The sequence below is a fragment of the Burkholderia ubonensis genome (genome assembly GCF_001718695.1).
In the GTDB taxonomy this organism is placed as follows: domain Bacteria; phylum Pseudomonadota; class Gammaproteobacteria; order Burkholderiales; family Burkholderiaceae; genus Burkholderia; species Burkholderia ubonensis_B.
Map to the genome: position 1 here is coordinate 634,574 of NZ_CP013420.1, position 25,085 is coordinate 659,658.

At 69.3% G+C, this 25,085-nt stretch carries 22 protein-coding genes; 16 read left to right on the top strand and 6 right to left on the bottom strand.

Annotation, left to right across the window (positions count from 1 at the left end; translation table 11 throughout):
* Positions 1-343: 343 nt before the first annotated feature.
* The 6 genes from WJ35_RS02910 (at position 344) to moaE (ending at position 6,723) form a co-directional block, all read left to right on the top strand.
* Positions 344-1,582 carry a pyridoxal phosphate-dependent aminotransferase gene (locus WJ35_RS02910; RefSeq protein ID WP_042584181.1) on the top strand — a complete coding sequence of 413 codons (1,239 nt, stop codon included), beginning with the start codon at positions 344-346 and terminating at the stop codon, positions 1,580-1,582.
* Between the two features lie 54 nt (positions 1,583-1,636).
* Entirely contained in the window at positions 1,637-2,965 is a 1,329-nt protein-coding gene (locus tag WJ35_RS02915; RefSeq protein WP_060234940.1) for a homoserine dehydrogenase, read from the top strand.
* A gap of 14 nt (positions 2,966-2,979) precedes the next feature.
* Positions 2,980-4,431 (top strand): threonine synthase, encoded by a 1,452-nt coding sequence (thrC, locus tag WJ35_RS02920; RefSeq protein WP_060234939.1) that lies wholly within the window; start codon positions 2,980-2,982, stop codon positions 4,429-4,431.
* A 281-nt stretch (positions 4,432-4,712) separates the two neighbouring features.
* The gene (gene glp, locus WJ35_RS02925; protein WP_060234938.1) at positions 4,713-5,960 is read left to right on the top strand and encodes a gephyrin-like molybdotransferase Glp; all 1,248 of its coding nucleotides are present in this window, start codon (positions 4,713-4,715) and stop codon (positions 5,958-5,960) included.
* A gap of 19 nt (positions 5,961-5,979) precedes the next feature.
* Positions 5,980-6,237 carry a molybdopterin converting factor subunit 1 gene (gene moaD / locus WJ35_RS02930; protein WP_060234937.1) on the top strand — a complete coding sequence of 86 codons (258 nt, stop codon included), beginning with the start codon at positions 5,980-5,982 and terminating at the stop codon, positions 6,235-6,237.
* A gap of 9 nt (positions 6,238-6,246) precedes the next feature.
* Positions 6,247-6,723 carry a molybdopterin synthase catalytic subunit MoaE gene (moaE, locus tag WJ35_RS02935; protein ID WP_069238702.1) on the top strand — a complete coding sequence of 159 codons (477 nt, stop codon included), beginning with the start codon at positions 6,247-6,249 and terminating at the stop codon, positions 6,721-6,723.
* 70 nt (positions 6,724-6,793) lie between these two features.
* Here the strand turns inward: moaE and WJ35_RS02940 are convergent, their stop codons facing one another.
* A complete protein-coding gene (locus tag WJ35_RS02940) occupies positions 6,794-7,357 on the bottom strand; it encodes a group III truncated hemoglobin (RefSeq protein WP_069238703.1) in 564 nt (187 codons plus the stop codon).
* Positions 7,358-7,609: 252 nt separating this feature from the next.
* Between WJ35_RS02940 and WJ35_RS02945 the strand changes: the two genes are divergently transcribed.
* The gene (locus tag WJ35_RS02945; protein ID WP_069238704.1) at positions 7,610-8,125 is read left to right on the top strand and encodes an Rrf2 family transcriptional regulator; all 516 of its coding nucleotides are present in this window, start codon (positions 7,610-7,612) and stop codon (positions 8,123-8,125) included.
* Between the two features lie 154 nt (positions 8,126-8,279).
* Positions 8,280-10,877, top strand: coding sequence for an ATP-dependent chaperone ClpB (gene clpB / locus WJ35_RS02950; protein WP_060234935.1), 2,598 nt, complete (start codon positions 8,280-8,282; stop codon positions 10,875-10,877).
* Positions 10,878-10,986: 109 nt separating this feature from the next.
* Here the strand turns inward: clpB and WJ35_RS02955 are convergent, their stop codons facing one another.
* Both WJ35_RS02955 and WJ35_RS02960 read right to left on the bottom strand, forming a co-directional pair.
* The gene (locus WJ35_RS02955) at positions 10,987-11,418 is read right to left on the bottom strand and encodes a YidB family protein (RefSeq protein ID WP_010092219.1); all 432 of its coding nucleotides are present in this window, start codon (positions 11,416-11,418) and stop codon (positions 10,987-10,989) included.
* A gap of 98 nt (positions 11,419-11,516) precedes the next feature.
* Positions 11,517-12,119, bottom strand: a complete 603-nt coding sequence (locus WJ35_RS02960) for a ComEA family DNA-binding protein (RefSeq protein WP_069238705.1) — start codon at positions 12,117-12,119, stop codon at positions 11,517-11,519.
* Positions 12,120-12,428: 309 nt separating this feature from the next.
* Here WJ35_RS02960 and WJ35_RS02965 point away from each other — a divergent pair, with 309 nt between their 5' ends.
* Together WJ35_RS02965 and WJ35_RS02970 are read left to right on the top strand one after the other, a co-directional pair.
* On the top strand, positions 12,429-12,890 hold the full coding sequence (locus WJ35_RS02965) for a MerR family transcriptional regulator (protein ID WP_069238706.1): 462 nt from the start codon (positions 12,429-12,431) through the stop codon (positions 12,888-12,890).
* Positions 12,874-13,308: a carboxymuconolactone decarboxylase family protein gene (locus tag WJ35_RS02970; protein ID WP_069238707.1), complete on the top strand. Its 435-nt coding sequence runs from the start codon at positions 12,874-12,876 to the stop codon at positions 13,306-13,308. The genes WJ35_RS02965 and WJ35_RS02970 overlap by 17 nt, the downstream gene beginning before the upstream one ends.
* Before the next feature lie 37 nt (positions 13,309-13,345).
* Here WJ35_RS02970 and WJ35_RS02975 read toward each other — a convergent pair whose 3' ends face one another.
* Positions 13,346-15,274 (bottom strand): sigma-54-dependent Fis family transcriptional regulator, encoded by a 1,929-nt coding sequence (locus WJ35_RS02975; protein ID WP_069239385.1) that lies wholly within the window; start codon positions 15,272-15,274, stop codon positions 13,346-13,348.
* A 513-nt stretch (positions 15,275-15,787) separates the two neighbouring features.
* Here WJ35_RS02975 and WJ35_RS02980 point away from each other — a divergent pair.
* The 6 genes from WJ35_RS02980 (at position 15,788) to lipA (ending at position 21,926) form a co-directional block, all read left to right on the top strand.
* Positions 15,788-16,846 (top strand): ATP-NAD kinase family protein, encoded by a 1,059-nt coding sequence (locus tag WJ35_RS02980; protein WP_034195399.1) that lies wholly within the window; start codon positions 15,788-15,790, stop codon positions 16,844-16,846.
* A 59-nt stretch (positions 16,847-16,905) separates the two neighbouring features.
* On the top strand, positions 16,906-17,712 hold the full coding sequence (locus tag WJ35_RS02985; protein ID WP_069238708.1) for an SDR family NAD(P)-dependent oxidoreductase: 807 nt from the start codon (positions 16,906-16,908) through the stop codon (positions 17,710-17,712).
* 76 nt (positions 17,713-17,788) lie between these two features.
* On the top strand, positions 17,789-18,772 hold the full coding sequence (locus WJ35_RS02990) for a thiamine pyrophosphate-dependent dehydrogenase E1 component subunit alpha (protein WP_014723114.1): 984 nt from the start codon (positions 17,789-17,791) through the stop codon (positions 18,770-18,772).
* A gap of 61 nt (positions 18,773-18,833) precedes the next feature.
* Positions 18,834-19,838 carry an alpha-ketoacid dehydrogenase subunit beta gene (locus WJ35_RS02995; protein ID WP_046426131.1) on the top strand — a complete coding sequence of 335 codons (1,005 nt, stop codon included), beginning with the start codon at positions 18,834-18,836 and terminating at the stop codon, positions 19,836-19,838.
* A 4-nt stretch (positions 19,839-19,842) separates the two neighbouring features.
* A complete protein-coding gene (locus WJ35_RS03000) occupies positions 19,843-20,958 on the top strand; it encodes an acetoin dehydrogenase dihydrolipoyllysine-residue acetyltransferase subunit (protein WP_034195400.1) in 1,116 nt (371 codons plus the stop codon).
* Positions 20,959-20,960: 2 nt separating this feature from the next.
* Positions 20,961-21,926, top strand: coding sequence for a lipoyl synthase (lipA, locus tag WJ35_RS03005; protein WP_069224226.1), 966 nt, complete (start codon positions 20,961-20,963; stop codon positions 21,924-21,926).
* Between the two features lie 15 nt (positions 21,927-21,941).
* Here lipA and WJ35_RS03010 read toward each other — a convergent pair whose 3' ends face one another.
* Both WJ35_RS03010 and WJ35_RS03015 read right to left on the bottom strand, forming a co-directional pair.
* Complete coding sequence (locus WJ35_RS03010) at positions 21,942-23,291, bottom strand: MATE family efflux transporter (RefSeq protein WP_069238709.1); 1,350 nt, start codon at positions 23,289-23,291, stop codon at positions 21,942-21,944.
* Positions 23,292-23,293: 2 nt separating this feature from the next.
* Complete coding sequence (locus tag WJ35_RS03015; RefSeq protein WP_060234931.1) at positions 23,294-25,051, bottom strand: ArnT family glycosyltransferase; 1,758 nt, start codon at positions 25,049-25,051, stop codon at positions 23,294-23,296.
* Between the last annotated feature and the right edge of the window lie 34 nt (positions 25,052-25,085).

Sequence of the window (25,085 nt, forward strand, 5' to 3'; positions counted from 1 at the left end):
GCAGTTCCGATAGGTGTTCGAAGGGGCCGCCCAAGTGGGGCCGTCAAGGGGGGCTTCCCGGACGGGCCGCGCGGGCCCAGGCGGCCGATTTCGCGCGCGGTGCGCGCGGGACGCCCGACGGCGCGGGCCCGGCGCGGCTTTGTGCATTGCGAAAGTCGGCCAAAATCCGCTAAATTATAACTTTTTGGCCGCCCCCGGGCGGCATCCGCGTCGTGCGTCGCCACAAGCCGCGCCCGGCCGCCGCAAAATCGTCCTGCCTAGACAGCGCGCGCAAACCGGCCGCTCTCCAGTTTCGATTCCCGTCCCCAGGCCGCCAGGCATTTTATCCAGGAACCGTGTCGTCGTGAAACCGATCCAGAAATCGAACAAGCTGCTCAACGTCTGCTACGACATCCGTGGCCCGGTGCTCGAGCACGCGAAGCGCCTCGAGGAAGAAGGCCATCGCATCATCAAGCTGAACATCGGCAACCTTGCGCCGTTCGGCTTCGACGCGCCGGACGAGATCATCCAGGACATGATCCGCAACCTGCCGACGTCGTCCGGCTATTCGGACTCGAAGGGCGTGTTCTCGGCACGCAAGGCGGTGATGCACTACACGCAGCAGAAGGGCGTGGTCGGGGTCGGCCTCGACGACATCTACATCGGCAACGGCGCGTCCGAGCTGATCGTGATGGCGACCCAGGCGCTGCTGAACGACGGCGACGAGGTGCTGCTGCCGGCGCCCGACTACCCGCTGTGGACGGCCGCGGTCAGCCTGTCGGGCGGCACGCCGGTCCACTACGTCTGCGACGAGCAGAACGACTGGATGCCCGACCTCGACGACATCCGCCGCAAGATCACGCCGAATACGAAGGCGATCGTCGTGATCAACCCGAACAACCCGACGGGCGCGCTTTATTCGGACGAATTGCTGCTCGAACTGCTCGAGATCGCGCGCCGGCACGGGCTGATCGTGTTCGCCGACGAGGTCTACGACAAGATCGTCTACGACGGCCGCGAGCACACGGCGATGGGCGCGCTGTCGGAGGACGTGATCACCGTCACGTTCAACAGCCTGTCGAAGAGCTACCGCTCGTGCGGCTACCGCGCGGGCTGGATGGCCGTGTCGGGCCTGGGCGGGGACAACCGCCGGCGCGCGAAGGACTATCTCGAGGGGCTCGGCATCCTGTCGTCGATGCGGCTGTGCGCGAACGTGCCGGGGCAGTTCGCGATCCAGACGGCGCTCGGCGGCTACCAGAGCATCAACGAGCTGATCGTGCCGTCGGGGCGTCTCTACAAGCAGCGCGAGCTCGCGTACGACATGCTCACGTCGATTCCGGGCGTGACCTGCGTGAAGCCTCAGGCCGCGCTCTACATGTTCCCGCGGCTCGACCCGAAGCTCTATCCGATCCAGAACGACCAGCAGTTCATTCTCGACCTGCTGCTCGAGGAGCGCGTGCTGCTCGTGCAGGGCACCGGCTTCAACTGGCCGACGCCGGATCACTTCCGCGTCGTGTTCCTGCCGAATCTCGACGACCTGACCGATTCGATCGACCGGATCGCGCGTTTCCTCGACGGCTATCGCAAGCGTCATTCGGTCTGAGCCGGGCGACACCGAGCCATCCGTTTTTAACTTTTACTCACGATCACACGCAGCATGGAACCGATCAAAGTTGGCCTGTTGGGCTTCGGCACGGTAGGCAGCGGCACCTTCAAGGTGCTGCGCCGCAATCAGGAAGAAATCAAGCGACGCGCGGGGCGCGGCATCGAGGTGATCCGCATCGCGGTGCGCAACCCGGCCAAGGCCCAGGCCGCGCTCGCCGGCGACGCCGGCAGCGCGCAGATCACCGATGACTTCAACGCGGTCGTCGACGATCCGTCGATCGCGATCGTCGCCGAGATGATCGGCGGCACCGGCGTCGCGCGCGAGCTCGTGCTGCGCGCGATCGCGAACGGCAAGCACGTCGTGACCGCGAACAAGGCGCTCCTCGCGGTGCACGGCACCGAGATCTTCGAGGCGGCGCGCGAGAAGGGCGTGATGGTCGCGTTCGAGGCGGCCGTCGCCGGCGGCATCCCGATCATCAAGGCGCTGCGCGAAGGCCTGACCGCGAACCGCATCCAGTACATCGCCGGCATCATCAACGGCACGACCAACTACATCCTGTCGGAAATGCGCGACCGCGGCCTCGACTTCGCGACCGCGCTGAAGGCCGCGCAGGAGCTCGGCTACGCGGAAGCCGACCCGACCTTCGACATCGAAGGCGTCGACGCCGCGCACAAGGCGACGATCATGAGCGCGATCGCGTTCGGCGTGCCGGTGCAGTTCGACCGCGCGTACGTCGAGGGCATCAGCAAGCTCGACGCGACCGACATCCGCTACGCGGAAGAGCTCGGCTACCGGATCAAGCTGCTCGGCATCACGCGCCGCGCCGAAAACGGCATCGAGCTGCGCGTGCACCCGACGCTGATCCCGGAGAAGCGCCTGCTCGCGAACGTCGAGGGCGCGATGAACGCGGTCGTCGTGCACGGCGACGCGGTCGGCACGACGCTGTACTACGGCAAGGGCGCGGGCGCGGAGCCGACCGCGTCGGCGGTCGTCGCGGATCTCGTCGACGTCACGCGCCTGCACACGGCCGACCCCGAGCATCGCGTGCCGCATCTCGCGTTCCAGCCGGACAGCCTGTCGAACACGCCGATCCTGCCGATCGACGAAGTGACGAGCGGCTACTACCTGCGCCTGCGCGTCGCCGACCAGACCGGCGTGCTCGCGGACATCACGCGCATCCTCGCCGATTCGGGCATCTCGATCGACGCGCTGCTGCAGAAGGAGTCCGAGCAGGTCGACGACGCGAACGGCGAGACCGACATCATCCTGATCACGCACGTGACGGTCGAGAAGAACGTCAACGCGGCGATCGCGCGGATCGAGGATCTCGCGACGGTCGTGTCGAAGGTGACGAAGCTGCGCATGGAAGCGCTGAACTGAGGATCGAGGGCGACATGAACTACATCTCCACGCGCGGCGCCGGCATCGGCGAGCGCCACACGTTCTCCGACATCCTGCTCGGCGGCCTCGCAAAGGACGGCGGGCTCTACCTGCCGGCCGAGTATCCGAAGGTGTCCGCCGACGAGCTCGCGCGCTGGCGCACGCTGCCGTATGCGGATCTCGCGTTCGAGATCCTGTCGAAGTTCAGCGACGACATACCGGCCGACGACCTGCGCGCGATCACGCGCCGCACCTACACGGCCGATGTCTATCGCAATACGCGCCACGGCGAGAACGCGGCCGACATCACGCCGCTGAAGACGCTCGGCACCGAGAACGGCGCGCCGATCTCGCTGCTCGAGCTGTCGAACGGCCCGACGCTCGCGTTCAAGGACATGGCGATGCAGTTGCTCGGCAACCTGTTCGAGTACACGCTCGCGAAGCACGGCAAAGCGCTGAACATCCTCGGCGCGACGTCGGGCGACACCGGCAGCGCGGCCGAGTACGCGATGCGCGGCAAGGCCGGCGTGCGCGTGTTCATGCTGTCGCCGCACAAGAAGATGAGCGCGTTCCAGACGGCCCAGATGTTCAGCCTGCAGGATCCGAACATCTTCAACCTCGCGGTCGAAGGCGTGTTCGATGACTGCCAGGACATCGTGAAGGCCGTGTCCAACGATCACGCGTACAAGGCGCAGCACAAGATCGGCACGGTCAACTCGATCAACTGGGCGCGCGTCGTCGCGCAGGTCGTCTACTACTTCAAGGGCTACTTCGCCGCGACGACGAGCAACGACGAGCGTGTGTCGTTCACGGTGCCGTCGGGCAACTTCGGCAACGTGTGCGCGGGCCACATCGCGCGGATGATGGGCCTGCCGATCGCAAAGCTCGTCGTCGCGACCAACGAGAACGATGTGCTCGACGAGTTCTTCCGCACCGGCGCATACCGCGTGCGCAGCGCCGAGCAGACGTATCACACGAGCAGCCCGAGCATGGACATCTCGAAGGCGTCGAACTTCGAGCGCTTCGTGTTCGACCTGCTCGGCCGCGATCCGGCGCGCGTGATGCAGCTGTTCCGCGACGTCGAGGAAAAGGGCGGCTTCGACCTGACGGCGAGCGGCGATTTCGCGCGCGTCGCGGAATTCGGGTTCGTGTCGGGCAGCAGCAGCCATGCGGACCGGATCGCGACGATCCGCGACGTGTTCGCGCGCTATGCGACGACGATCGATACGCATACCGCCGACGGCGTGAAGGTCGCACGCGAGCATCTCGATGCGGGCGTGCCGATGGTGGTGCTCGAGACGGCGCAGCCGATCAAGTTCGGCGAGACGATCCGCGAAGCGCTCGATCGCGAGCCGGAGCGGCCGGCCGCGTTCGACGGGCTGGAGGCGCTGCCGCAGCGCTTCGAGGTCGTGAAGGCCGACGCGCAGCAGGTCAAGGATTTCATCGCCGCGCATACGGGCGCGTAACGCGGCGCCGGGCCGCCCGCTGGGGCGGCCGGCGGCGCACTACGGCCGGAACGCCGATTCGTCGAACGGATCGGGGTTCCGGCCGTTTTGCTTGGCTGTGGCATTTGCGCGATGGGCGCGGGCGCCGGCTGCCGTTTGCCGTCGTCAGCCGGCGCGAAGCCGTGCGTGCGCGCGCCTGCCGGTCGCGGCAATCGCCGTGTGCGCATGTCGGCCATACCGCGCGCGGCTGCAGCAGCGTCGCTACAATGGTGTATTGCACCCAACGATCCCCGATTCAATCGATGTCGAATCCGAATCCCGCGGCGCCGCGCGCGCCGATGCTGTCGACCGCCGAAGCGCTCGGCGCGCTGCTCGACGCCGCGACGCCGCTGGCAGGCGCCGAATCCGTCGCCACCCTCGATGCGCTCGGGCGCGTGCTGGCCGCCGACGTCGAGTCGACGCTCGACGTGCCGCCGATGCACACCAGCGCGATGGACGGCTATGCGGTGCGCGTTGCCGATCTGATGCACGGCGACCGGCGCCTGCCGGTGTCGCAGCGCATTCCCGCCGGCCATCCGGCAGCGCCCCTCGCGGCCGGCACCGCGGCGCGCATCTTCACCGGCGCGACGGTGCCGCCCGGCGCCGACGCGGTCGTGATGCAGGAGCAGACCGAAGCCGACGGCGACGCGGTCGAGATCCTGCATACGCCGAAGCCCGGTGAATGGATCACCGCGCAAGGCGCCGACATCCGGCGCGGCGCGGTGATCCTGCCTGCCGGCACCCGGCTGACGCCGCAGGCGCTGGGCCTCGCCGCGTCGGTCGGCTGCGCGCAGCTGTCGGTCGCGCGGCGGATCAAGGTCGCGGTGTTCTTCACCGGCGACGAGCTGACGATGCCCGGCGAGCCGCTCAAGCCGGGCGCGATCTACAACTCGAACCGCTTCACGCTGCGCGGGCTGCTGGAGCGGCTCGGCTGCCACGTGACCGATTTCGGGATCGTGCCCGATTCGCTCGCCGCGACCCGCGACACGCTGCGCGAGGCCGCGCGCGACCACGACGTGATTCTCACGAGCGGCGGCGTGTCGGTGGGCGACGAGGACCACGTGAAGCCCGCGGTCGAAGCCGAAGGACGGCTCGCGCTGTGGCAGATCGCGATGAAGCCCGGCAAGCCGCTCGCGTTCGGCGCGATCCGGCGCGGCGACGGCCGGCCCGACGCGCATTTCATCGGGCTGCCCGGCAATCCGGTGTCGAGCTTCGTCACGTTCCTGCTGTTCGTCCGGCCGTTCCTGCTGCGCCTGTCCGGCGTGCGCGACGTCGCACCGCGGGCGCTGTCGTTGCGCGCCGACTTCACGCAGGGCAAATCCGACCGGCGCAACGAGTTCCTGCGCGCGCGCATCAACTCGGCGGGCGGCCTCGACCTGTTCCCGAACCAGAGCTCGGCGGTGCTGACGTCGACGGTGTGGGGCGACGGCCTGATCGACAATCCGCCGCACCATGCGATCAGCGCGGGCGAGACCGTCCGCTTCCTGCCGTTTTCCGAACTGCTGTCCTGACGGGGCGGCGCCTTTCGACATGAAGATTCAACTGAAATTCTTTGCGAGCGTCCGTGAGGCGCTGGGCGTTTCCGACGAGCAGGCCGACGTGCCGGACGGCGTGACGACCGTCGGCGACGTGCGCGCGTGGCTGCGCACGCGCGGCGGCGCGTGGGCCGACACGCTCGCGGAAGGCCGCGCGCTGCGCATGGCCTGCAATCACGAAATGACCGACGCCGGCACGCGGATCACCGACGGCTGCGAGGTCGCATTCTTTCCGCCGGTGACGGGCGGCTGAGGAGGCGCGATGGCAACGGTGCGAGTCCAGGCCGACGATTTCGACCTGAATGCCGAGGTGGCGGCGCTACGCGCGCGCAATCCGAAGATCGGTGCGATCGCCTGCTTCGTCGGCACGGTGCGCGACCTGAACGACGGCGATTCGGTCGCCGCGATGGAGCTCGAGCACTATCCGGGGATGACCGAGAAGGCGCTCGAGCAGATCGCCGCCGATGCGTGCCGCCGCTGGCCGGGCATCGACGTCGCGATCGTGCACCGGGTCGGCAAGCTTTACCCGCTCGACCAGATCGTGCTGGTCGCGACGGTCGCCGCGCACCGCGGCGACGCGTTCGCGTCGTGCGAGTTCGTGATGGACTACCTGAAGACCCAGGCGCCGTTCTGGAAGAAGGAAACGACGCCCGACGGCGCGCGCTGGGTGGATGCCCGCAGCACCGACGACGCAGCGCTTGCGCGCTGGGGCGTCGAATCGGGCAACCGGCCGCGCTGAGCGGCGCGTACGAGCCCCGCGGCGATTCGCCGCAGCCGCGCGCGCGGCGCGCGCATCGGCATGGCGGGCATCAGGCGTCGGGGCCGGCCTCGGGCTCGACGCCGCGCCCGATGATCTTCGCCGGGAACTGCTCGCCGCGCGTGCGCGACGGCAGGTGATCCGGATCGTCGCGGCGGCGCGGCGCGACCGCATCGAGCAGCGCCTGCTGTTCGGGCGGAATCCGGTAATCCCAGCCGAAGCGGCTCAATTGCAGGCTTTGCGCGATCCGCAGCGCCGGCTCCATGAAGCGGACCGCCGCGGGCGGCGTGTAGCGCGCTTCGACCGTCTTCAGGAACAGCGTCAGCCAGCGGCTGAAATGCACGGGCTCGAGGCCGTCGAGCGGCTGGTGCGCCTGCTGCACGTTGCCTCGATAGCCCTTGGTGCCGAGCACGAGGCTCGACCAGAAGGTCACCATCTTCGGCAGGTGCGCGTCCCAGCGGCCGGCCAGCTTGCCGTCGAACACGGGCCCGAGCAGCGGATCGGCGCGCACGCGGTCGTAGAACGCGTAGACGAGCGCGCGGATGTTGTCTTCAGTGGGTTCCGCGTCGCGGATGCGGGCCGGCGCGGTATCGGACGAGGCGGGCAGGGAGGTCATGACGAAAAAGGGCCGGGAAAGTCGGGGCGTTGGCGGTGCGGCTGCGCGCTTCAGGCGCAGGACGCGCGCACGATTTTGACGCAAAATAGCGTCGACCAAGGTCGGAAAAATGCGTGGATGTAATGCATCTTATTGCGCGCCGGCCATTCCGGCAACCGTATCGCGTCGCGCGATCGCGCCCGCCGCCCGGCGAGCGTTCCGATTGATGCAGCGTGCATAATCGGGCCCGATCGACATTTTTGCGTACCGCTCATGAGACTGACCGACTACACCGACTACTCGCTGAGAGTCATGCTGTACCTTGCCGTGCGCGGCGACGGGCTCGCGACGATCCAGGAGATTTCGGACGCCTACGGCATCTCGAAGAATCATCTGATGAAGGTCGTGCAGCGCCTCGGCGAACTCGGCTGGGTCGATACCGTCCGCGGCCGCAACGGCGGGCTGCGGCTGTTCCCGCAGTCGACGCGGCTGACGGTCGGGCAGGTCGTGCGCGAGACCGAGAACGATTTCGCGCTGGTCGGCTGCTTTGCCGGCGGAGAGTCGCAGCGCGCGTGCGTCATCGAGCCGCACTGCCGCCTGAAGGGCGTGCTGGCGGCGGCGCGCGACGCGTTCTTCGCGGAGCTCGACCGCCATACGATCGGCGAACTGTCCGTGCCCGCGTCGCCGCTCGTCGCACTGCTCGGGATTCGCCCGGCCGCGCCCGCGCGCGGCGACGCAGCGCCGGACGACGCACCGGCCGCCGCCGCCTTGCCGACCAAGGCCGATTGACGTCTGCCGCGCCTGCCGCCGGGCGCCTCTGACGCCCGTGCGGGCCGCCTCCCGCCGCCCGGCAACTGTTGAGTTGAATCAACCGGATTTTCGCTTGAAAGCCGCATAACCATCCTCATTTTGGTGTTAATCGAAAATTGGAGGTCTCTACCAAATGAGAATCGACAAGCTCACCACCAAATTCCAGGAAGCGCTGGCGGATGCGCAAAGCCTCGCGGCAGGCCGCGACAATCAATACATCGAACCGGTTCACGTACTGGCCGCGCTGATCGCGCAGCAGGACGGCTCGGCGCGCTCGCTGATGTCGCGCGCGGGCGTTCACGTGCAGGCGCTGCAAGGCGCGCTGAACGAGGCGATCTCGCGCCTGCCGCAAGTGACGGGCACGGGCGGCGACATCCAGCTCGGCCGCGAACTGATCGGCCTGCTGAACCAGGCGGACAAGGAAGCACAGAAGCTCAACGACACGTTCATCGCGAGCGAGATGTTCCTGCTCGCGGCCGCCGACGACAAGGGCGAGGTCGGCCGGCTCGCGCGCCAGCACGGCCTGACGCGCAAGGCGCTCGAAGCCGCGATCGCCGCGGTGCGCGGCGGCTCGCAGGTGCACAGCCAGGACGCGGAAAGCCAGCGCGAGGCGCTGAAGAAATACACGGTCGACCTGACCGAGCGCGCCCGCGCGGGCAAGCTCGATCCGGTGATCGGCCGCGACGACGAAATCCGCCGCTCGATCCAGATCCTGCAGCGCCGCACCAAGAACAACCCCGTGCTGATCGGCGAGCCGGGCGTCGGCAAGACCGCGATCGTCGAAGGGCTCGCGCAGCGGATCGTCAACGGCGAGGTGCCGGAGACGCTGAAGGGCAAGCGCGTGCTGTCGCTCGACATGGCGGCGCTGCTCGCCGGCGCGAAGTATCGCGGCGAATTCGAGGAGCGCCTGAAGGCGGTGCTCAACGACATCGCGAAGGACGAAGGGCAGACGATCGTCTTCATCGACGAAATCCATACGATGGTCGGCGCGGGCAAGGCCGAAGGCGCAATGGACGCGGGCAACATGCTGAAGCCGGCGCTGTCGCGCGGCGAGCTGCACTGCATCGGCGCGACCACGCTCGACGAATACCGCAAGTACATCGAGAAGGACGCCGCGCTCGAGCGCCGCTTCCAGAAGGTGCTCGTCGACGAGCCGAGCGTCGAGGCGACGATCGCGATCCTGCGCGGGCTGCAGGAGAAGTACGAGCTGCACCACGGCGTCGACATCACCGACCCGGCGATCGTCGCCGCGGCCGAGCTGTCGCATCGCTACATCACGGACCGCTTCCTGCCGGACAAGGCGATCGACCTGATCGACGAGGCCGCGTCGAAGATCAAGATGGAAATCGATTCGAAGCCCGAAGAGATGGACAAGCTCGACCGCCGGCTGATCCAGCTGAAGATCGAGCGCGAGGCCGTGAAGAAGGAGCAGGACGAAGCGTCGCAAAAGCGCCTGCAGCTGATCGAGGAGGAAATCGAACGGCTCGGCCGAGAATACTCGGACCTCGAGGAGATCTGGACTGCCGAGAAGGCCGCGGTGCAGGGCAGCGCGCAGCTCAAGGAAGAGATCGAGAAGGTGCGCGCCGACATCGCGCGCCTGCAGCGCGAAGGCAAGCTCGAGCAGGTCGCGGAGCTGCAGTACGGCAAGCTGCCGCAGCTCGATGCGCAGTTGAAGCAGGTCACGCAGGCCGAAGAGCGGGAGCAGCACAACCCGACGCGTCCGCGGCTGCTCCGCACGCAGGTCGGCGCGGAGGAAATCGCGGAAGTCGTGTCGCGCGCCACCGGCATTCCGGTGTCGCGGATGATGCAGGGCGAGCGCGAGAAGCTGCTGCACATCGAGGAGAAGCTGCACGAGCGCGTGGTCGGCCAGAACGAGGCGATCGACGCGGTCGCCGATGCGATCCGCCGTTCGCGCGCGGGTCTCGCCGATCCGAACCGTCCGTACGGCTCGTTCCTGTTCCTCGGCCCGACCGGCGTCGGCAAGACCGAGCTGTGCAAGGCGCTCGCGGCGTTCCTGTTCGACTCGGAAGAGCACCTGATCCGCATCGACATGAGCGAGTTCATGGAGAAGCACAGCGTCGCGCGGCTGATCGGCGCGCCGCCGGGCTATGTCGGCTACGAGGAAGGCGGCTACCTGACGGAAGCCGTGCGCCGCAAGCCGTACAGCGTGATCCTGCTCGACGAGATCGAGAAGGCGCATCCGGACGTGTTCAACGTGCTGCTGCAGGTGCTCGACGACGGCCGGATGACGGACGGGCAGGGGCGCACGGTCGACTTCAAGAACACGGTGATCGTGATGACGTCGAACCTCGGCTCGCAGGTGATCCAGGCGATGACGGGTTCGCCGCAGGAAGAGATCAAGGACGCGGTGTGGCTCGAGGTGAAGCAGCATTTCCGCCCCGAGTTCCTGAACCGGATCGACGATGTCGTCGTGTTCCATGCGCTCGACCGCGGCAACATCCAGTCGATCGCGAAGATCCAGCTCGCCCGCCTGCACGATCGGCTCGCGAAGCTCGACATGGCGCTCGACGTGTCGGAAGCGGCGCTCGAGCAGATCGGCAAGGTCGGCTACGATCCGCTGTTCGGCGCGCGGCCGCTCAAGCGCGCGATCCAGCAGGAGATCGAGAACCCGGTCGCGAAGCTGATCCTCGCGGGCCGCTTCGGTCCGAAGGACGTGATTCCGGTCGACGTCCGGGACGGCACGTTCGTGTTCGACCGCGTCGTTCACTGAGCGCGCGTCTTGCTGCCGGGCCCGGCGTGCGATGCCGGGCCGCCAAAAGCAAACACCCCGCCGCGAGGCGGGGTGTTTCTTCATCCGGCGTGCAACTGCCGGCAGTGGCTCACGCCTGCTTGTTGCCGCCGAACAGGCCCGCGAGCTGCGTCAGCGTGCCGAGCACGTTCGACGTGTCGACCTGGCCGTCGGCCGGCACTTCGCCGTTCGGCGTCGCATGGTTGACGACGTGCGGCAGCACCTGCGCGAGGATGCCCGACGCCTGCGCCGGATCGACGCCGAACTTGCTCGCCAGCGCGCCGACTGCGTCGGAGCCGAGCACGTTCTGCAGCGTGTCGGCCGAGATCGGCTGATTCTCGCCGGTGCCGACCCACGAGCCGATGATGTCGCCGGCGCCGCCGGCCTTGAATTTCTCGATCAGGCCGTTCAGGCCGCCCGGCTGGTTGTTGATGAATTCGAGCGCGGCCGACAGCAGCGCGCTTTGCGAATTGCCGCCGGCCTGGCCGCCGAGCAGACCGCCGACGATGTCGAGTAGACCCATGATTCTTCACCTTCAATGAAACGGCGCCGCGACGGCGGCGCCCGTGGAACGAAGCCGCGCGCGCATTGCTGCGCGCATTGCTGCGCACGCGGCGCGCATCAGGCGCCCGACGCCGCGGCGGCGGAGGCAGCCTTGTCTTTCTTGCCCTTCTTTTTCGAACCCTTCGTTGCCTTCGCGGACGACGCTGCGGCCGGGGCGCTCGCGCCTGCATCGGCCGACGCCGCGGCTGCTGCTGCCGCCTTGTCCTTCTTCGACGCGCGCTTGGTCTTGGCCGGCTTCGACGCCGCTTCCGGCGCGCTTGCGGCCGGCGCGGGCGCGGTCGCCGGCGTGCCGGTGGTCGCGCTCGGCGACGTCGTGGCCGACGGGGCCGGAGCCGGAGCCGCCGACGGCGTCGCGGCCGGCTTCGACGCCTTCACGCCTTTCGGCGGCGTCGCCGAGCCGCCGATCGTCAGGCCGTTTTCCTCGAGATGCGCGACCGACTTCGTGCCGAGTCCCTTCACGCGGTTCGCGAGGTCGTCAGCATCCTTGAACGGGCCGTTCTTGGTGCGTTCGTCGATGATCGCCTTCGACTTCACGGGCCCGAGACCCTTGACGGACTCGAGCGCGGCCTGGTCGGCCGTGTTGACTTCGACCGCCGCGGCGAAGGCCGCGGTCAGCGACAGCGATAGCGCGACGAACAGCATCAGCAGCTTTTTCAGCATGGCAAAGGCTCCCTGGTTCGAACGGACGGATGGATGGCGGTAGCAATCGACGGCGACGCGACACCCGCCGCGTGCCGCCGTTAAGCATAGGACAAGTGCGTGCCCTTTTTAAGACAGGCTGCCGGAATCTTGCTGAACGCTTGCGCCGGTGTAAAGACGCAAAGCCGCGCGGCACGGTGCTTTTGACCATTCTTGACGGTGTGCGGGGGTGCGGGCGGGTGTGTGACGCAGCGCGTGACGGCGATCGGGCCTGGCCGTTCGATCGTGCTTGACTTAGAGTGAACTCTAAGTCCTAACCTTGTTCCTGCCATGTCGAAAACCGTTTCCAGATCCACCGCCGCCGGCCCGCTGACGATCGGTCAGGTTGCCGAACTGATGGGCGTATCGACGCACACGCTGCGCTACTACGAGCAGGCGGGCCTGCTGCGCGCGATCGCGCGCACGCCGGCCGGGCACCGGCTGTACGCGCCGGCCGACCTCGACTGGCTGCGCTTCGTGATGCGACTGAAGGCGACCGGCATGCCGATCGCTCAGATGCAGCGGTTCGCGGCGCTGCGGGCCGAAGGCGAGTCGACCTTCGGCGCGCGGCGGCGCTTGCTCAGTGCGCATCGCGATGCGGTGCGCGCGCATATCGCGGAGCTGCAGGCGAGCCTCGACGTGATCGGCGAGAAGATCGCGTACTACGAGCAGCAGGAGCGCGAGACGGAACGACGGGCAAATCCTACTCACTTACCCTCGGAACAGGACACACACAATGGAACGACTCGCTGACGACCGCTACACGCGCGGCTGGAACAAACTGAAGGAAATCGACGGCGACGTGGGCGAACGCGTGATCGCGGCGCTCGCGCCGATCGCGCCGGATTTCGGCCGGCTGCTGGTCGAATTCGGCTTCGGCGACATCTACAGCCGGCCGCAGCTCGACCTGAGGGCGCGCGAGATCGCGACGATTGCCGCGCTCGCCGCGCTGGGCAACGCGCAGCCGCAACTCAAGGTGCATATCGAGGCGGCGCTGAACGTCGGCTGCACGCGCGACGAGATCGTCGAAGTGTTCATGCAGATGGCCGTCTACGCGGGGTTTCCGGCCGCGCTGAATGCGCTGTTCGCCGCGCACGAGGTGTTCACGCGGCGCGTCGACGCGGCCGGCGCCGACGCCCGCACGGAAGCGGCCGTGGCGCACTGCGGGTGAAGCGAAGCGCGCGTCGGCGGGCGGACGCGCCGACGGATCAGATCCGGTGCGGCGCGACGATCCGGTGCTTGGCGATGCGCCGGTACAGCGTCGCGCGCGAGATGCCGAGCGCGCGCGCGGCGGCGTCGGGCCGCCAGCGATGGGCGGTGAGCGCCGCGACGATGCGGCCGCGCTCGTCGTCCGGCGGCACGCCCGCGCCGTGCGCGCCGAGCCGGGCACCGAGCTGCGCGGCGAGGTCGGCCGGCAAGTCGCGCCGCGTCACGCGCGCGCCGTCGCATACCGCGCACGCGTAGCGCAGCACGTTGCGCAGCTGGCGCACGTTGCCGGGCCACGGGTAGGCGGCGAGCTCTTCGGCGAGCGTCGCGTCGAGCGTCAGCACGTGGCCGGTGGCCTGCGCCTCCTCGGCGAACACCGCGGCGATCACGTCGCGCACGTCCGCGCGCTCGCGCAGCGGCGGCAGCGCGAACGTCGCGCCGCTCAGCCGGTAGTACAGATCCTCGCGGAACGTGCCGTCGGCGACCATGCGGGCGAGATCGCGGTGCGTCGCGCAGATCACGTCGAGATCGACGCGCACCGGCGTGTCGCTGCCGAGCGGCACGACCTCGCCGTCCGCGAGCACGCGCAGCAGGCGCGTCTGCAACGCGAGCGGCATGTCGCCGATTTCGTCGAGGAACAGCGTGCCGCCGTCGGCGAGCGCGATCTTGCCGCGCGCGCCGTGCTTGCGCGCGCCGGTGAACGCGCCGGCCGCATAGCCGAACAGTTCGCTCTCGATCAGCGCCTCCGGCAGCGCGCCGCAGTTGACCGCCACGAACGGCCGCGCGCGCCGCGCGCCGGCGTCATGCACTGCGCGCGCAAACACTTCCTTGCCCGCGCCCGTCTCGCCGAGCACGAGGATCGGCAGCCGCTTGCTCGCCACGCGCAGCGCGAGTTCGGCCTGCTGCGCGACGCGCGCGTCGCTGCTGTTCAGGAACGGCGTGAGCGCGCCGACGTGACGCTGCTCGGCGCCCGGGCGGCGCGCCGTCTTGTCGGTCTCGCGGTTCGCGCGCCGCAGCGGCGCCCGCAGCCGTGCATAGAGCGGCGCGCCGGTGGCGCGCAGCCGCAGCGCAACGATCGCATCGAGGCGCGCGGCGTCGCGCAGCGGCATCTCGGTCGCATCGAAGATCTCGTCGATATGGCGCGGCTCGTTCAGCGCCGGCAGCGCGTCGCGCGCGTGCCGGTTCGCGGCGATGATGTTGCCGCATTCGTCGAACGCGATCAGCCATTCGGGTTGCGCCTCGACGTAATGACGGTTCGGATGACAGAACAGAATCCAGTGCTGCGCGGTGCTGTGCACGAAGTAGCCGTCCTCGATCAGCGCCGCGCTCTGCCGCACGAGCTGGTACACGAGGCGCTGACTGTCGCGGCTGTCCGGCGACTGCACGGCCGATGCGTCGAGCACGCCGATCAGCTCGCCGCCCGGCGAGAAGATCGGCGCGGCGCTGCAGGTCAGCGTGGTGAACGCGGCGCGGAAGTGGTCGGTCTTGTGCACGGTGATCGGCGCGAGATCGGTCAGCACGCTCGCGACGCCGCAGGTGCCTTCCTCGCTTTCCGACCAGCAGGTGCCGATGTGCAGCCCCGCATGACGAAAATCGTTGCGGCGGTCGCGCTCGATCCGGTAGTCGATCGTCACGCCGTGCGCGTCCGTCAGCATCACGCAATAGTCTGCAACGCGAATCATGTCGTGCAGGCGCGTGAGGCACTGGCCCGACGCGCGCAGGAACGCCTCTTCCTTGTCGCGCACCTCGCGCAGCTCGGCCGCGGTGAGCACGCGCGGGCCGATCGACGACGCGGGATCGAGCGCGTAGCGCTCGAGCGAGCGCTGCCACGACGACACCAGACGCGCGGATTCGGCCGGCGCGGGCAGGCGTCCGGCAAGCGCGCCAAGGACGCGATCGGCGTGCTGGGCCTGGGGGACGGCATAGGGCATGGTCGGCTCCGGTTCCATACGGCGGGGAATTCGACCTTCTTGTAGCACATCCGCTTGCGCGGATCACATTGCATCGCAGCACGCGGCACGCGTGAGACGTTCGTCTCAGCGCGATCTCGGCCGTCTCGCGCCGTTGAGACGCGCGGGCGGGCCGGCCGCGACGTTCGGCCGGCGCGCGCCGTGCCGCGACACGCATGGCTCGGCGGCCGAACCGCGCGATGGGCGACGTCGCCGCGGCAGCCACCCGTGCGACTCGGCCGCGTGAGACGCACGGGGCGTTTCGTGCGGCGGCGAGCCGTCGCGCCGGCCTGCGTCACCGCCCGGCAGCGGTGCCGAGCCTGTATCCGCGCGGGTTTCGCGGTCGTGGTGCGCACGATGGCACGCCGCTTGCAGATGTGATCGGCAAGCCCGGCGCGTTGGCGTCGGCGACGACGATCCGCTGCCCTCGATGACGGCGGACGAGACATGCAGGGCCGCTGCGCGAGCGCCGGCCCAATGGATGGAGACAAGCCCGTGACGACGCCCGTGACCGTCGGCGTGATCGCGAACCCCGCATCGGGGCGCGACATTCGCCGTCTGACGACGCATGCATCCGTGTTCCCGACCGCGGAGAAGGCCAACATGGTCGTGCGCCTGCTCGCCGGCCTCGGCGCGATGGGCGTCGAGCGCGTGCTGACCTTGCGCGACAAGACGGGCATCGCGACGCTGCTGATGCGTGCGCTCGATACGCACCGCGCGGTCGCGCCGCACGAGCGCTGGCCCGAGGTCGAATTCGTCGATCTGCCGATCACCGACAGCGTCGCCGACACGCAGGCGGGCGCCGCCTACATGCACCGGATGGAAGTGTCGCTGATCGTCGTGCTCGGCGGCGACGGCACGCATCGCGCGGTTGCCGCGCACTGCGGCGCGACGCCGCTCGTCGCGCTGTCCACCGGCACCAACAACGCCTTTCCCGAACATCGCGAGGCAACCGTCGCGGGCGTCGCGGCCGGGCTCGCCGCGACCGGCGCGGTGCCGGCCGAGATCGCGTTCGTGCGCAACAAGCGGCTCGTCGTGCGCTGCATCGCCGGGGCGAACGCGGGGCGCGAGGAGATCGCGCTGGTCGACGTGTGCGCGGCGCGACAGCGCTTCATCGGCGCGCGTGCGGTCACCGGGCCGGCCGACATCGAGACGCTCTACCTGACCTTCGCGGAGCCGGACGGCATCGGCCTGTCCGCGCTCGGCGGCGCATGGGCGCCGCTCGAGCGCAGCGCGCCGCACGGGCTCGCGATGCGCTTTGCCGTAGACGGGCGGACGGACGGCACGCCGCTCGTCGCGCCGATCGCACCGGGGCGCGTCGATCGCGTCGTGATGCGCAGCTGCGAGCGGCTGGAGCCCGGTGCATGGCAGACCATCCCGTTCGAGCGCGGCACGCTCGCATTCGACGGCGAGCGCGAGATCGAGGTCGCGCGCGGCGAGCGCTACGAGATCGCGCTCGACTGGCACGGGCCGCTGACCGTCGACGTCGGCCGCACGCTGCGCTACGCGTCGTCACGACAGGTGCTGCGCGAAGCCGGCGCGTGGCGCGATTGAAGGTGCGTGTACCGGCAAGCCATTTCGATATCCATAACGACGAACACGGAGACATCGCCATGACAACCCCTCTGGAAGGCCAGGTCGCGATCGTGACCGGCGGTGCGCGCGGCATCGGCCGCGGCATCGCGCTGACGCTCGCGGCGGCGGGCGCCGACATCCTGCTGGCCGATCTGCTCGACGACGCGCTCGACTCGACCGCGCGCGAAGTGCGCGCGCTCGACTCGACCGCGCGCGAAGTGCGCGCGCTCGGCCGCCGGGCGGTGCTCGCGAAGGTCGACGTCACGCAGGCCGCGCAGGTCGACGCGATGGTCGCGCAGGCGCTCGCCGAGCTGGGCGGGCTCGACATCATGGTGAATTGCGCGGGCGTGATCAGCATTCATCCGGTCGAGGCGCTGAGCGAGCGCGACTGGGATTTCGTGATGGACGTGAACGCGAAGGGCACGTTCCTCGGCTGCCGCGCGGCGCTTGCGCATCTGAAGGCGCAGGGGCATGGGCGGATCATCAACGTCGCATCGATCGCCGGCAAGGAGGGCTTCCCGAATCTCGCCCACTACAGCGCATCGAAGTTCGCGGTGGTCGGTTTCACCAACGCACTGGCGAAGGAACTCGCGCGCGACGGCGTGACCGTCAACGCGATCTGTCCGGGCATCGTGCGCACCTACATGTGGGACCGGCTGTCCGACGAATGGAAGACCGATGGCGAATCGGTCGAGCAATCGTGGCAGCGGCATCAGCTCACGCTGATCCCGCAGGGCCGCGCGCAGACGCCCGAAGACATGGGCCGCCTCGCGCTGTTCTTCGCGACGATGGACAACGTGACCGGCCAGGCCGTGAACGTCGACGGCGGCTTCACGTTCCATTGACCACGCACGCCGAGCAATCCGTCGCCGCGGCGCGGCCGCGGCGGCATTCGCAGTCAGACCTACTCAGGAGACACACATGACCGTTTCGACCCAGCTCAGCAGGGACACGCTGCTGGACGCCTACCGGCTGATGCGCACCATCCGCGAATTCGAGGAGCGCCTGCACGTCGAGTTCGCGACCGGCGAAATCCCCGGCTTCGTTCACCTGTATGCGGGCGAGGAGGCGTCCGCGGTCGGCACGATGCTGCACCTCGGCCTCGAGGATTACGTCGCCACCACGCACCGCGGCCACGGCCACTGCATCGCCAAAGGCGTCGACGTGCACGGGATGATGGCCGAGATCTACGGCAAGAAGACGGGCGTCTGTCACGGCAAGGGCGGCTCGATGCACATCGCCGACCTCGCGATGGGGATGCTCGGCGCCAACGGGATCGTCGGCGCGGGCGGCCCGCTCGTCTGCGGCGCGGCGCTCGCGGCGAAGCACAAGAAGACCGGCGGCGTCGGCGTGTGCTTCTTCGGCGACGGCGCATCGAACCAGGGCGTGATCTTCGAATCGATGAACCTCGCGTCGGTGTGGCGGCTGCCGGCGATCTTCGTCGCCGAGAACAACGGCTATGCGGAAGCGACGTCGGCGAGCTGGTCGGTCGCGACCGACAACATCGCCGACCGCGCGAACGGCTTCGGGATGCCGGGCGTGATCGTCGACGGCTTCGACTTCTTCGCGGTGCACGAGGCGCTCGGCGAAGCGGTCGCACGCGCGCGCAACGGCGGCGGCCCGACGCTCGTCGAGGTGAAGTTCACGCGCTACTTCGGCCACTTCGAGGGCGACGCGCAGACTTACCGCGCGCCGGGAGAAGTGCAGAAGCTGCGCGACGAGAAGGACTGCCTGAAGCACTTCGAAACGCGCGTGGTGCGCGCCGAAGTGCTGACCACCGACGAACTGCGCGCGGTCGATGCGCAGGTGAAGGCGCTGATCGACGACGCGGTCGCGCAGGCGAAGGCCGCGCCGCTGCCCGATGCGGCGGACCTGCTCGCCGACGTGTACGTGTCGTATCCGTGAGCGCGGCCTGACCGAGCAACTGCCGGCCGACACGGCGAACCGAATATTCCAGGAGACAGACATGGCAAGGAAGATCACTTATTCGCAGGCGATCAACGAGGCGCTCGCGCAGGAAATGGCGCGCGACGACAGCGTGATCGTGATGGGCGAGGACAATGCAGGCGGCGCGGGCGCGCCCGGCGAGGACGACGCGTGGGGCGGCGTGCTCGGCGTGACGAAGGGGCTGTTCCACAAGTTTCCGGGCCGCGTGCTCGATACGCCGCTGTCGGAAGGCGGCTACATCGGCGCGGCGGTCGGCGCGGCCGCGTGCGGGATGCGGCCCGTCGCGGAGCTGATGTTCATCGACTTCATGGGCGTGTGCTTCGACCAGATCTTCAATCAGGCCGCCAAATTCCGCTACATGTTCGGCGGCAAGGCCGTCACGCCGGTGGTGATCCGCGCGATGTACGGCGCCGGCCTGCGGGCGGCGGCGCAGCATTCGCAGATGCTCACGTCGCTGTTCACGCATATCCCGGGGCTGAAGGTGGTGTGCCCGTCGACGCCGTACGACGCGAAGGGCCTGCTGATCCAGTCGATCCGCGACAACGACCCGGTGATCTTCCTCGAGCACAAGCTGCTCTACACGCGTGAAGGCGAGGTGCCCGAGGAATCGTATGCGATCCCGTTCGGCGAGGCCAGCATCGTGCGCGAAGGCGACGACGCGACGATCGTCACCTACGGCCGCATGGTCCATCTCGCCACCGACGCGGCCGCGAAGCTCGCGAAGGACGGCATTCACGTCGACGTGATCGACCTGCGCACGACGTCGCCGCTCGACGAGGAAACGATCCTCGAGAGCGCGGAGCGCACCGGGCGCGTGGTGGTCGTCGACGAGGCGAACCCGCGCTGCTCGATCGCCACCGACATCGCGGCGCTCGTCGCGCAGCGCGCGTTCCGCTCGCTGCAGGCGCCGATCGAGCTGGTGACCGCGCCGCACACGCCCACGCCGTTCGCCGGCGTGCTGGAAGACTTGTACATCCCGTCCGCCGATGCGATCGCGCAGGCGGTACTGAAGACGAGGAGCTGACACGATGTCGATTCACATGATCACGATGCCCAAGTGGGGGCTGTCGATGGAGCAGGGGCAGGTCAATGGCTGGCTGAAGTCGATCGGCGAGCGCGTGACGAAGGGCGACGAAGTGCTCGACGTGGAGACCGACAAGATTTCGTCGGGCGTCGAGTGCGCGTTCGACGGCACGCTGCGCCGGCAAGTCGCGCAGGAAGGCGAGACGCTGCCGGTCGGCGCGCTGCTCGGCGTGGTCGCCGCAGCTGATGCGAGCGACGCCGACATCGACGCGGCGATCGCCGAATTCCAGCGCGATTTCGTGCCGAGCGCGGCCGCCGACGACGCGGCCGGCCCGCAGCCCGAGAAGGCGCAGATCGGCGGGCGCACGCTGCGGTTCCTGAAGCTCGGTGACGGCTCGGGCACGCCGGCCGTGCTGATTCACGGCTTCGGCGGCGATCTGAACAACTGGCTGTTCAATCACGCGGAACTCGCCGCGCATCGGCCGGTGTGGGCGCTCGACCTGCCGGGGCACGGCGAGTCCGGCAAGGCGGTCGAGACCGGCAGCCTCGACGAGCTGGCCGACGCGGTGCTCGCGCTGCTCGATGCGCAGCAGATCGAGCGCGCGCACCTGATCGGCCATTCGATGGGCGGCGCGGTGGCGATGGCGGCGGCCGAGCGCGCGCCGCAACGCGTGGCGTCGCTGACGCTGATCGCGAGCGCCGGGCTCGGCGCCGACATCAACCGCGATTACATCGACGGCTTCGTCGCGGGCAACAGCCGCAACACGCTGAAGCCGCATCTCGGCGCGCTGTTCGCGGATCACGCGCTGGTGACGCGGCAACTGGTCGAGGATCTCGTCAAGTACAAGCGGCTCGAAGGCGTGCAGGCGGCGCTCGAGAAGATCGCGAACGCGGCGTTCGACGGCGCGGCCCAGCGGCGCGTGTTCCGCGATCGCGTCGCGTCGCTCGCGCCGCGCACGCTGGTGATTTGGGGCGAGCACGACCAGGTGATTCCCGCGCAGCACGCGCAGGGCTTGCCGGACGGCGTGCGCGCCGAGGTGATCGCCGGCAGCGGCCACATGGTGCAGATGGAGGCGGCTGCCGACGTGAACCGCCTGATCGTCGCGTTTCTCGGAGACTGACGATGGCCGCCGCGCTCGAACGACCCAGCCTCACCGCGCTCGGCCAGCCGGGCGCGCGCAGCCGCGACAAGCTCGCGCGCATTCCGGTGCGCGTCGAGCCCGTGGCGGGCGCGGCGCTGCCGAAGCCGTCGTGGCTGCGGGCGCGGCCGATGTCGAGCGGGGCGGTCGCCGACATGGCGGCCGTGCTGCGCGATCATCGGCTGCATTCCGTCTGCGAGGAGGCGATGTGTCCGAATATCGGCGAATGCTTCGCGCAGCGCACCGCGACCTTCATGATCATGGGCGGGCTGTGCACGCGGCGCTGCCCGTTCTGCGACGTCGCGCACGGCCGTCCCGAGCCGCTCGATCCCGACGAGCCCGCGCGGCTCGCCGCGGCGGCGGCCGCGCTCGGGCTGCGCTACGTCGTGATCACGTCGGTCGATCGGGACGACCTGCGCGACGGTGGCGCCGCGCATTTCGCCGCCTGCATCGCGGCGGTGCGCGCGCGCGTGCCGGGCATCGGCGTCGAGGTGCTGACGCCCGATTTTCGCGGCCGCGTCGCGCGTGCGCTCGACGCGTTGTCGTCGGCATGGCCGGACGTGTTCAATCACAACATCGAGACGGTGCCGTCGCTGTATCGGGCCGCGCGGCCCGGCGCCGATTATCGCGGCTCGCTCGAACTGCTCGCGCAGGCGAAGGCCGCGCGGCCGGCGCTCGTGACGAAATCGGGCTTGATGCTCGGGCTCGGCGAGCGCGACGACGAGGTGCGCGCCACGCTGCACGACCTGCGCGCGCACGAGGTCGACGTGCTGACGCTCGGCCAGTATCTGGCGCCGTCCGCGCATCACCTGCCGGTGCGGCGCTACGTGAGCCCCGACGCGTTCGACGCGTGGCGCGACGAGGCGCTGGCGCTGGGGTTTCGCGAAGTCGTCGCAGGCCCGCTCGTGCGCTCGTCGTATCACGCGGCCGACGTGCTGAAGCCCGCGTGAGCCGCCCGCCGCGCGTCAGGCGCCAGCCTGCGCGCGGCTCACGCGGCGCAGATAGACCGCGAGCCCGGCGCCCGCGAGCATCAGGCTCATCGTGTTCGCGAACCAGAAGCCGCGCGCGCCGGTCAGCCACGCGGGCGAGTGGCCGCCGACGTCGAAGCCGAGCAGGTAGCCGCCGCCGAGCCCGACGCCCCACAGCGCGACCGCGTAGATGACGGTCGGCACGGCCGCGACCTTGTACGCGCGCAGCGCGAACGCGGACGTGACCTGCAGCGCGTCGAAGAAGTGATAGCAGGTGACGATCGCGACGAGCGGCATCGCGGCTGCGGCGACTGTCGGGTTCGGCGTGTAGCCGCCGACGATCAGCGGTCGCAGCGCGAACACCAGCAGGCCATACAGCGCGGCGATCCCGCCCGCGAGCGTCACGCCGTGCCGGCCGAGCAGCCGGGCTTCGTCGGGCTGCCCGGCGCCGAGCGCGCGGGCGACGAGCGTCGACGTCGCGACGCCGATCGACAGCGGCGTCATGTACAGCACGCCGCTGATGTTGGCGGCGATCTGGTGCCCGGCGAGCGTGGTCGTGCCGAACTGCGCGATGAAGAGCGCCATGCAGGTGAACGACGTGACCTCGATCAGGTACGACAGGCCCATCGGCACGCCGAGCTTCAGGATCGCCTTCTGGCGCGCCCAGACCGGCCAGCAGAAGCGCGAGAAGATCGCGAGCGGCGCGAACACGTCGAGCTTCGCGAGCAACGTGAAGCCGACCAGCGCGAGCGCCCAGTTGATCACCGTGCTCGCGAGCCCGCACCCCGGGCCGCCGAGCGCCGGCACGCCGAACCCGCCGAAGATGAACCAGATGTTCAGCGGAAACTTGAGCGCGAGCGCGCCGATCTGCAGGATCATCGCGAGGCGCGGTTTGCCGGCCGCGTTGGTGAGCGCGCCGTAGATCCGGAACACGAGGCTCGCCGGCAACCCGAACGACAGGAGGCGCAGATAGGCGACGGTGCGCTCGTGCAGCGCGGCGGGCGCATGCGCGAGACGCAACAGCGGTTCGGGGAAATGCAGCAGCAGGAAGCCGGGCACCGCGAGCAGCGCGGCGAGCCACAGCGCCTGGCGGACTTCCTCGCCGATCTCGGCGTAGCGCCGCGCGCCGTACAGTTGGCCGGTGATCGGCTGCAGCGCGGACAGGATGCCCGTCAGGCCGATGAAGACCGACAGGTAGATCGACGCGCCGAGCCCGAGCGCGGCGAGATCGGTGGCGGAGAAGCGGCCGACCATCGCGGTGTCGGTCACGCCGAACGCAATGATCGCGAGCTGGCCGACGAGCACCGGCCACGCGAGGCCGATGATCCGACGGATATCGGCCAGCATCGTCAATCGTCCGCCTTGCGGCGCGGCGGCCGGCGCTTGACCGGCGTCTTCGGCCGCTCGATGCGCTCGTACAGGCGGAAACGCTCGTCGCGGTCGGCGACGCGGCGGCCTTCCCAGACGAGACGCCACACGTACTGCGACATCGAGCTCGGTTCGCCGAAATCGGCGCGGTCCTGGCGCAGGATCACGTCGCAGTCGCCGGAGTAATCGAAGTGCATGTTGCCGAAATAGGCGAACGTCGCGATCTGCGCGTCGCCGAGCCGCACCGGCGAAATGCATTCGTAATCGGACGGCAGGTGCGCGGCGATCTGCTGCGCGACGTCGCGATAGGTCCGGCCGTAGTTGACGATCGGCAGCCACAGCGTCATCAGCAGCACCCACATCAGCGTGGTGCCGGCGCCTGACAGCACGACGCTGCGCCACAGCACCTTCGGCTGACGCGACACGCGCCACCTCGCGAGCAGGAACCAGCAGACCGTCACCGCGACCGCGCAGACGAACGACAGCACCTTGAAGTGCGGCTCGTAGCCGGGCAGGAGCCGCGCGAGGTTGCGCGCGAGCGGGTGCGGGAAGCCGGTCATCGACGCCAGCCAGACGAGCCACACGAAGCTGCCGAGGATCGTGAAGCTCAACACCGCGAACCAGTCGATCGCGTTGATCGCGCCGCGCTTAAGCGTCGGCAGCGCGAACGTCGCGAGCACCGCGAGCGGCGGCAGCAGCAGCATGTACATGCGGTTCGACTGCTGACTCTGCAGGATCACGAGCGCAACGAGCGGCACGACGACCGACAGCGGAATCGCGATGTGCGTGCGCCGGCGCAGGCCGGCCCAGCTCCACCACGCCCAGATCGCGAGCGGCCACGCGGGCCACGCGAAGATCGGCAGGTTCTTCGCCGCGTACATCAGCACGGCGGTCGGCGGGCCGGAAAAGCGCATCAGGCTGCCGCGCACCCACTGGTCGAAGAACCACGCGGCGTCGTCCGGCGCCGCGGCGAGCGCGGCGAACACCCACAGCGCGATGATCGCGGCGGCGACGGGCACGCCGATCGCGGGCAGGTGCAGGTTGCGCATCTCGGGCGTGACGAGCCACAGCACGGCGGTGCCGACGACGAGCGCGCCGACGAGCACCGGGTTGCCGGACAGGCAGACGAGGCCGATCGCCGCGCTCCACCACAGCGCGCCCTGCAGCGGCTTGTCGATGCCGCGCACGAGCCCGTAGACGAGCATCGCGATCCACGCGAACTGCGCGAGCTGCGGCGTCGTTTCGTGTCCGCGCTCCGCGAGGCCGAAGCAGGCGAGCAGGATCAGCAGCGCGCCGTCGGCGAGCGTGCGGCCGTAGTCGCGCGGCTCGGGCTCGCCGCCGAACGCGTACTTGAACGGCTGGACTTCGGCGCGCCGGCCGAGCAGATACGCGGCGTACCAGACGAACGCGCAGGCGATGCAGAACAGGATGCCGGTGGCGAGCCGCGACGCGTTGCTTGCGTCGACCCAGGACCCAAGCGCGCGGATCGACAGCGCGCCGAGCCAGTAGCCGAGCGGTCCGTCGGTCGTGATGAACTTGCCGACGAGATTCGGCAGCAGCCAGTCGTGCCAGCCGCCCTTGGCCATCGTCCACATGACGCCGAAGCCCGCCGCGTCCTCGTTTTTCCACGGGTCGCGGCCGAACAGGCCGAACGCCGCATAGACGAGGCAGAGCGTGAGCAGCAGCCAGCGCGGCAGCGCGCGCGTGGCGGAGGCGGTGAGACGAACGACAGGCTTCATGCAGATGGGCGTTCTGGGCGCGGCTCGCGCGATG

Bases quoted from the DNA above. Each gene is read 5' to 3' on its own strand.
- WJ35_RS02915 (WP_060234940.1), top strand. From the start codon at position 1,637: ATGGAACCGATCAAAGTTGGCCTGTTGGGCTTCGGCACGGTAGGCAGC.
- thrC (WP_060234939.1), top strand. From the start codon at position 2,980: ATGAACTACATCTCCACGCGCGGCGCCGGCATCGGCGAGCGCCACACG.
- glp (WP_060234938.1), top strand. From the start codon at position 4,713: ATGTCGAATCCGAATCCCGCGGCGCCGCGCGCGCCGATGCTGTCGACC.
- moaD (WP_060234937.1), top strand. From the start codon at position 5,980: ATGAAGATTCAACTGAAATTCTTTGCGAGCGTCCGTGAGGCGCTGGGC.
- moaE (WP_069238702.1), top strand. From the start codon at position 6,247: ATGGCAACGGTGCGAGTCCAGGCCGACGATTTCGACCTGAATGCCGAG.
- WJ35_RS02940 (WP_069238703.1), bottom strand. From the start codon at position 7,357: ATGACCTCCCTGCCCGCCTCGTCCGATACCGCGCCGGCCCGCATCCGC.
- WJ35_RS02945 (WP_069238704.1), top strand. From the start codon at position 7,610: ATGAGACTGACCGACTACACCGACTACTCGCTGAGAGTCATGCTGTAC.
- clpB (WP_060234935.1), top strand. From the start codon at position 8,280: ATGAGAATCGACAAGCTCACCACCAAATTCCAGGAAGCGCTGGCGGAT.
- WJ35_RS02955 (WP_010092219.1), bottom strand. From the start codon at position 11,418: ATGGGTCTACTCGACATCGTCGGCGGTCTGCTCGGCGGCCAGGCCGGC.
- WJ35_RS02960 (WP_069238705.1), bottom strand. From the start codon at position 12,119: ATGCTGAAAAAGCTGCTGATGCTGTTCGTCGCGCTATCGCTGTCGCTG.
- WJ35_RS02965 (WP_069238706.1), top strand. From the start codon at position 12,429: ATGTCGAAAACCGTTTCCAGATCCACCGCCGCCGGCCCGCTGACGATC.
- WJ35_RS02970 (WP_069238707.1), top strand. From the start codon at position 12,874: ATGGAACGACTCGCTGACGACCGCTACACGCGCGGCTGGAACAAACTG.
- WJ35_RS02975 (WP_069239385.1), bottom strand. From the start codon at position 15,274: ATGCCCTATGCCGTCCCCCAGGCCCAGCACGCCGATCGCGTCCTTGGC.
- WJ35_RS02985 (WP_069238708.1), top strand. From the start codon at position 16,906: ATGACAACCCCTCTGGAAGGCCAGGTCGCGATCGTGACCGGCGGTGCG.
- WJ35_RS02990 (WP_014723114.1), top strand. From the start codon at position 17,789: ATGACCGTTTCGACCCAGCTCAGCAGGGACACGCTGCTGGACGCCTAC.
- WJ35_RS02995 (WP_046426131.1), top strand. From the start codon at position 18,834: ATGGCAAGGAAGATCACTTATTCGCAGGCGATCAACGAGGCGCTCGCG.
- WJ35_RS03000 (WP_034195400.1), top strand. From the start codon at position 19,843: ATGTCGATTCACATGATCACGATGCCCAAGTGGGGGCTGTCGATGGAG.
- lipA (WP_069224226.1), top strand. From the start codon at position 20,961: ATGGCCGCCGCGCTCGAACGACCCAGCCTCACCGCGCTCGGCCAGCCG.
- WJ35_RS03010 (WP_069238709.1), bottom strand. From the start codon at position 23,291: ATGCTGGCCGATATCCGTCGGATCATCGGCCTCGCGTGGCCGGTGCTC.
- WJ35_RS03015 (WP_060234931.1), bottom strand. From the start codon at position 25,051: ATGAAGCCTGTCGTTCGTCTCACCGCCTCCGCCACGCGCGCGCTGCCG.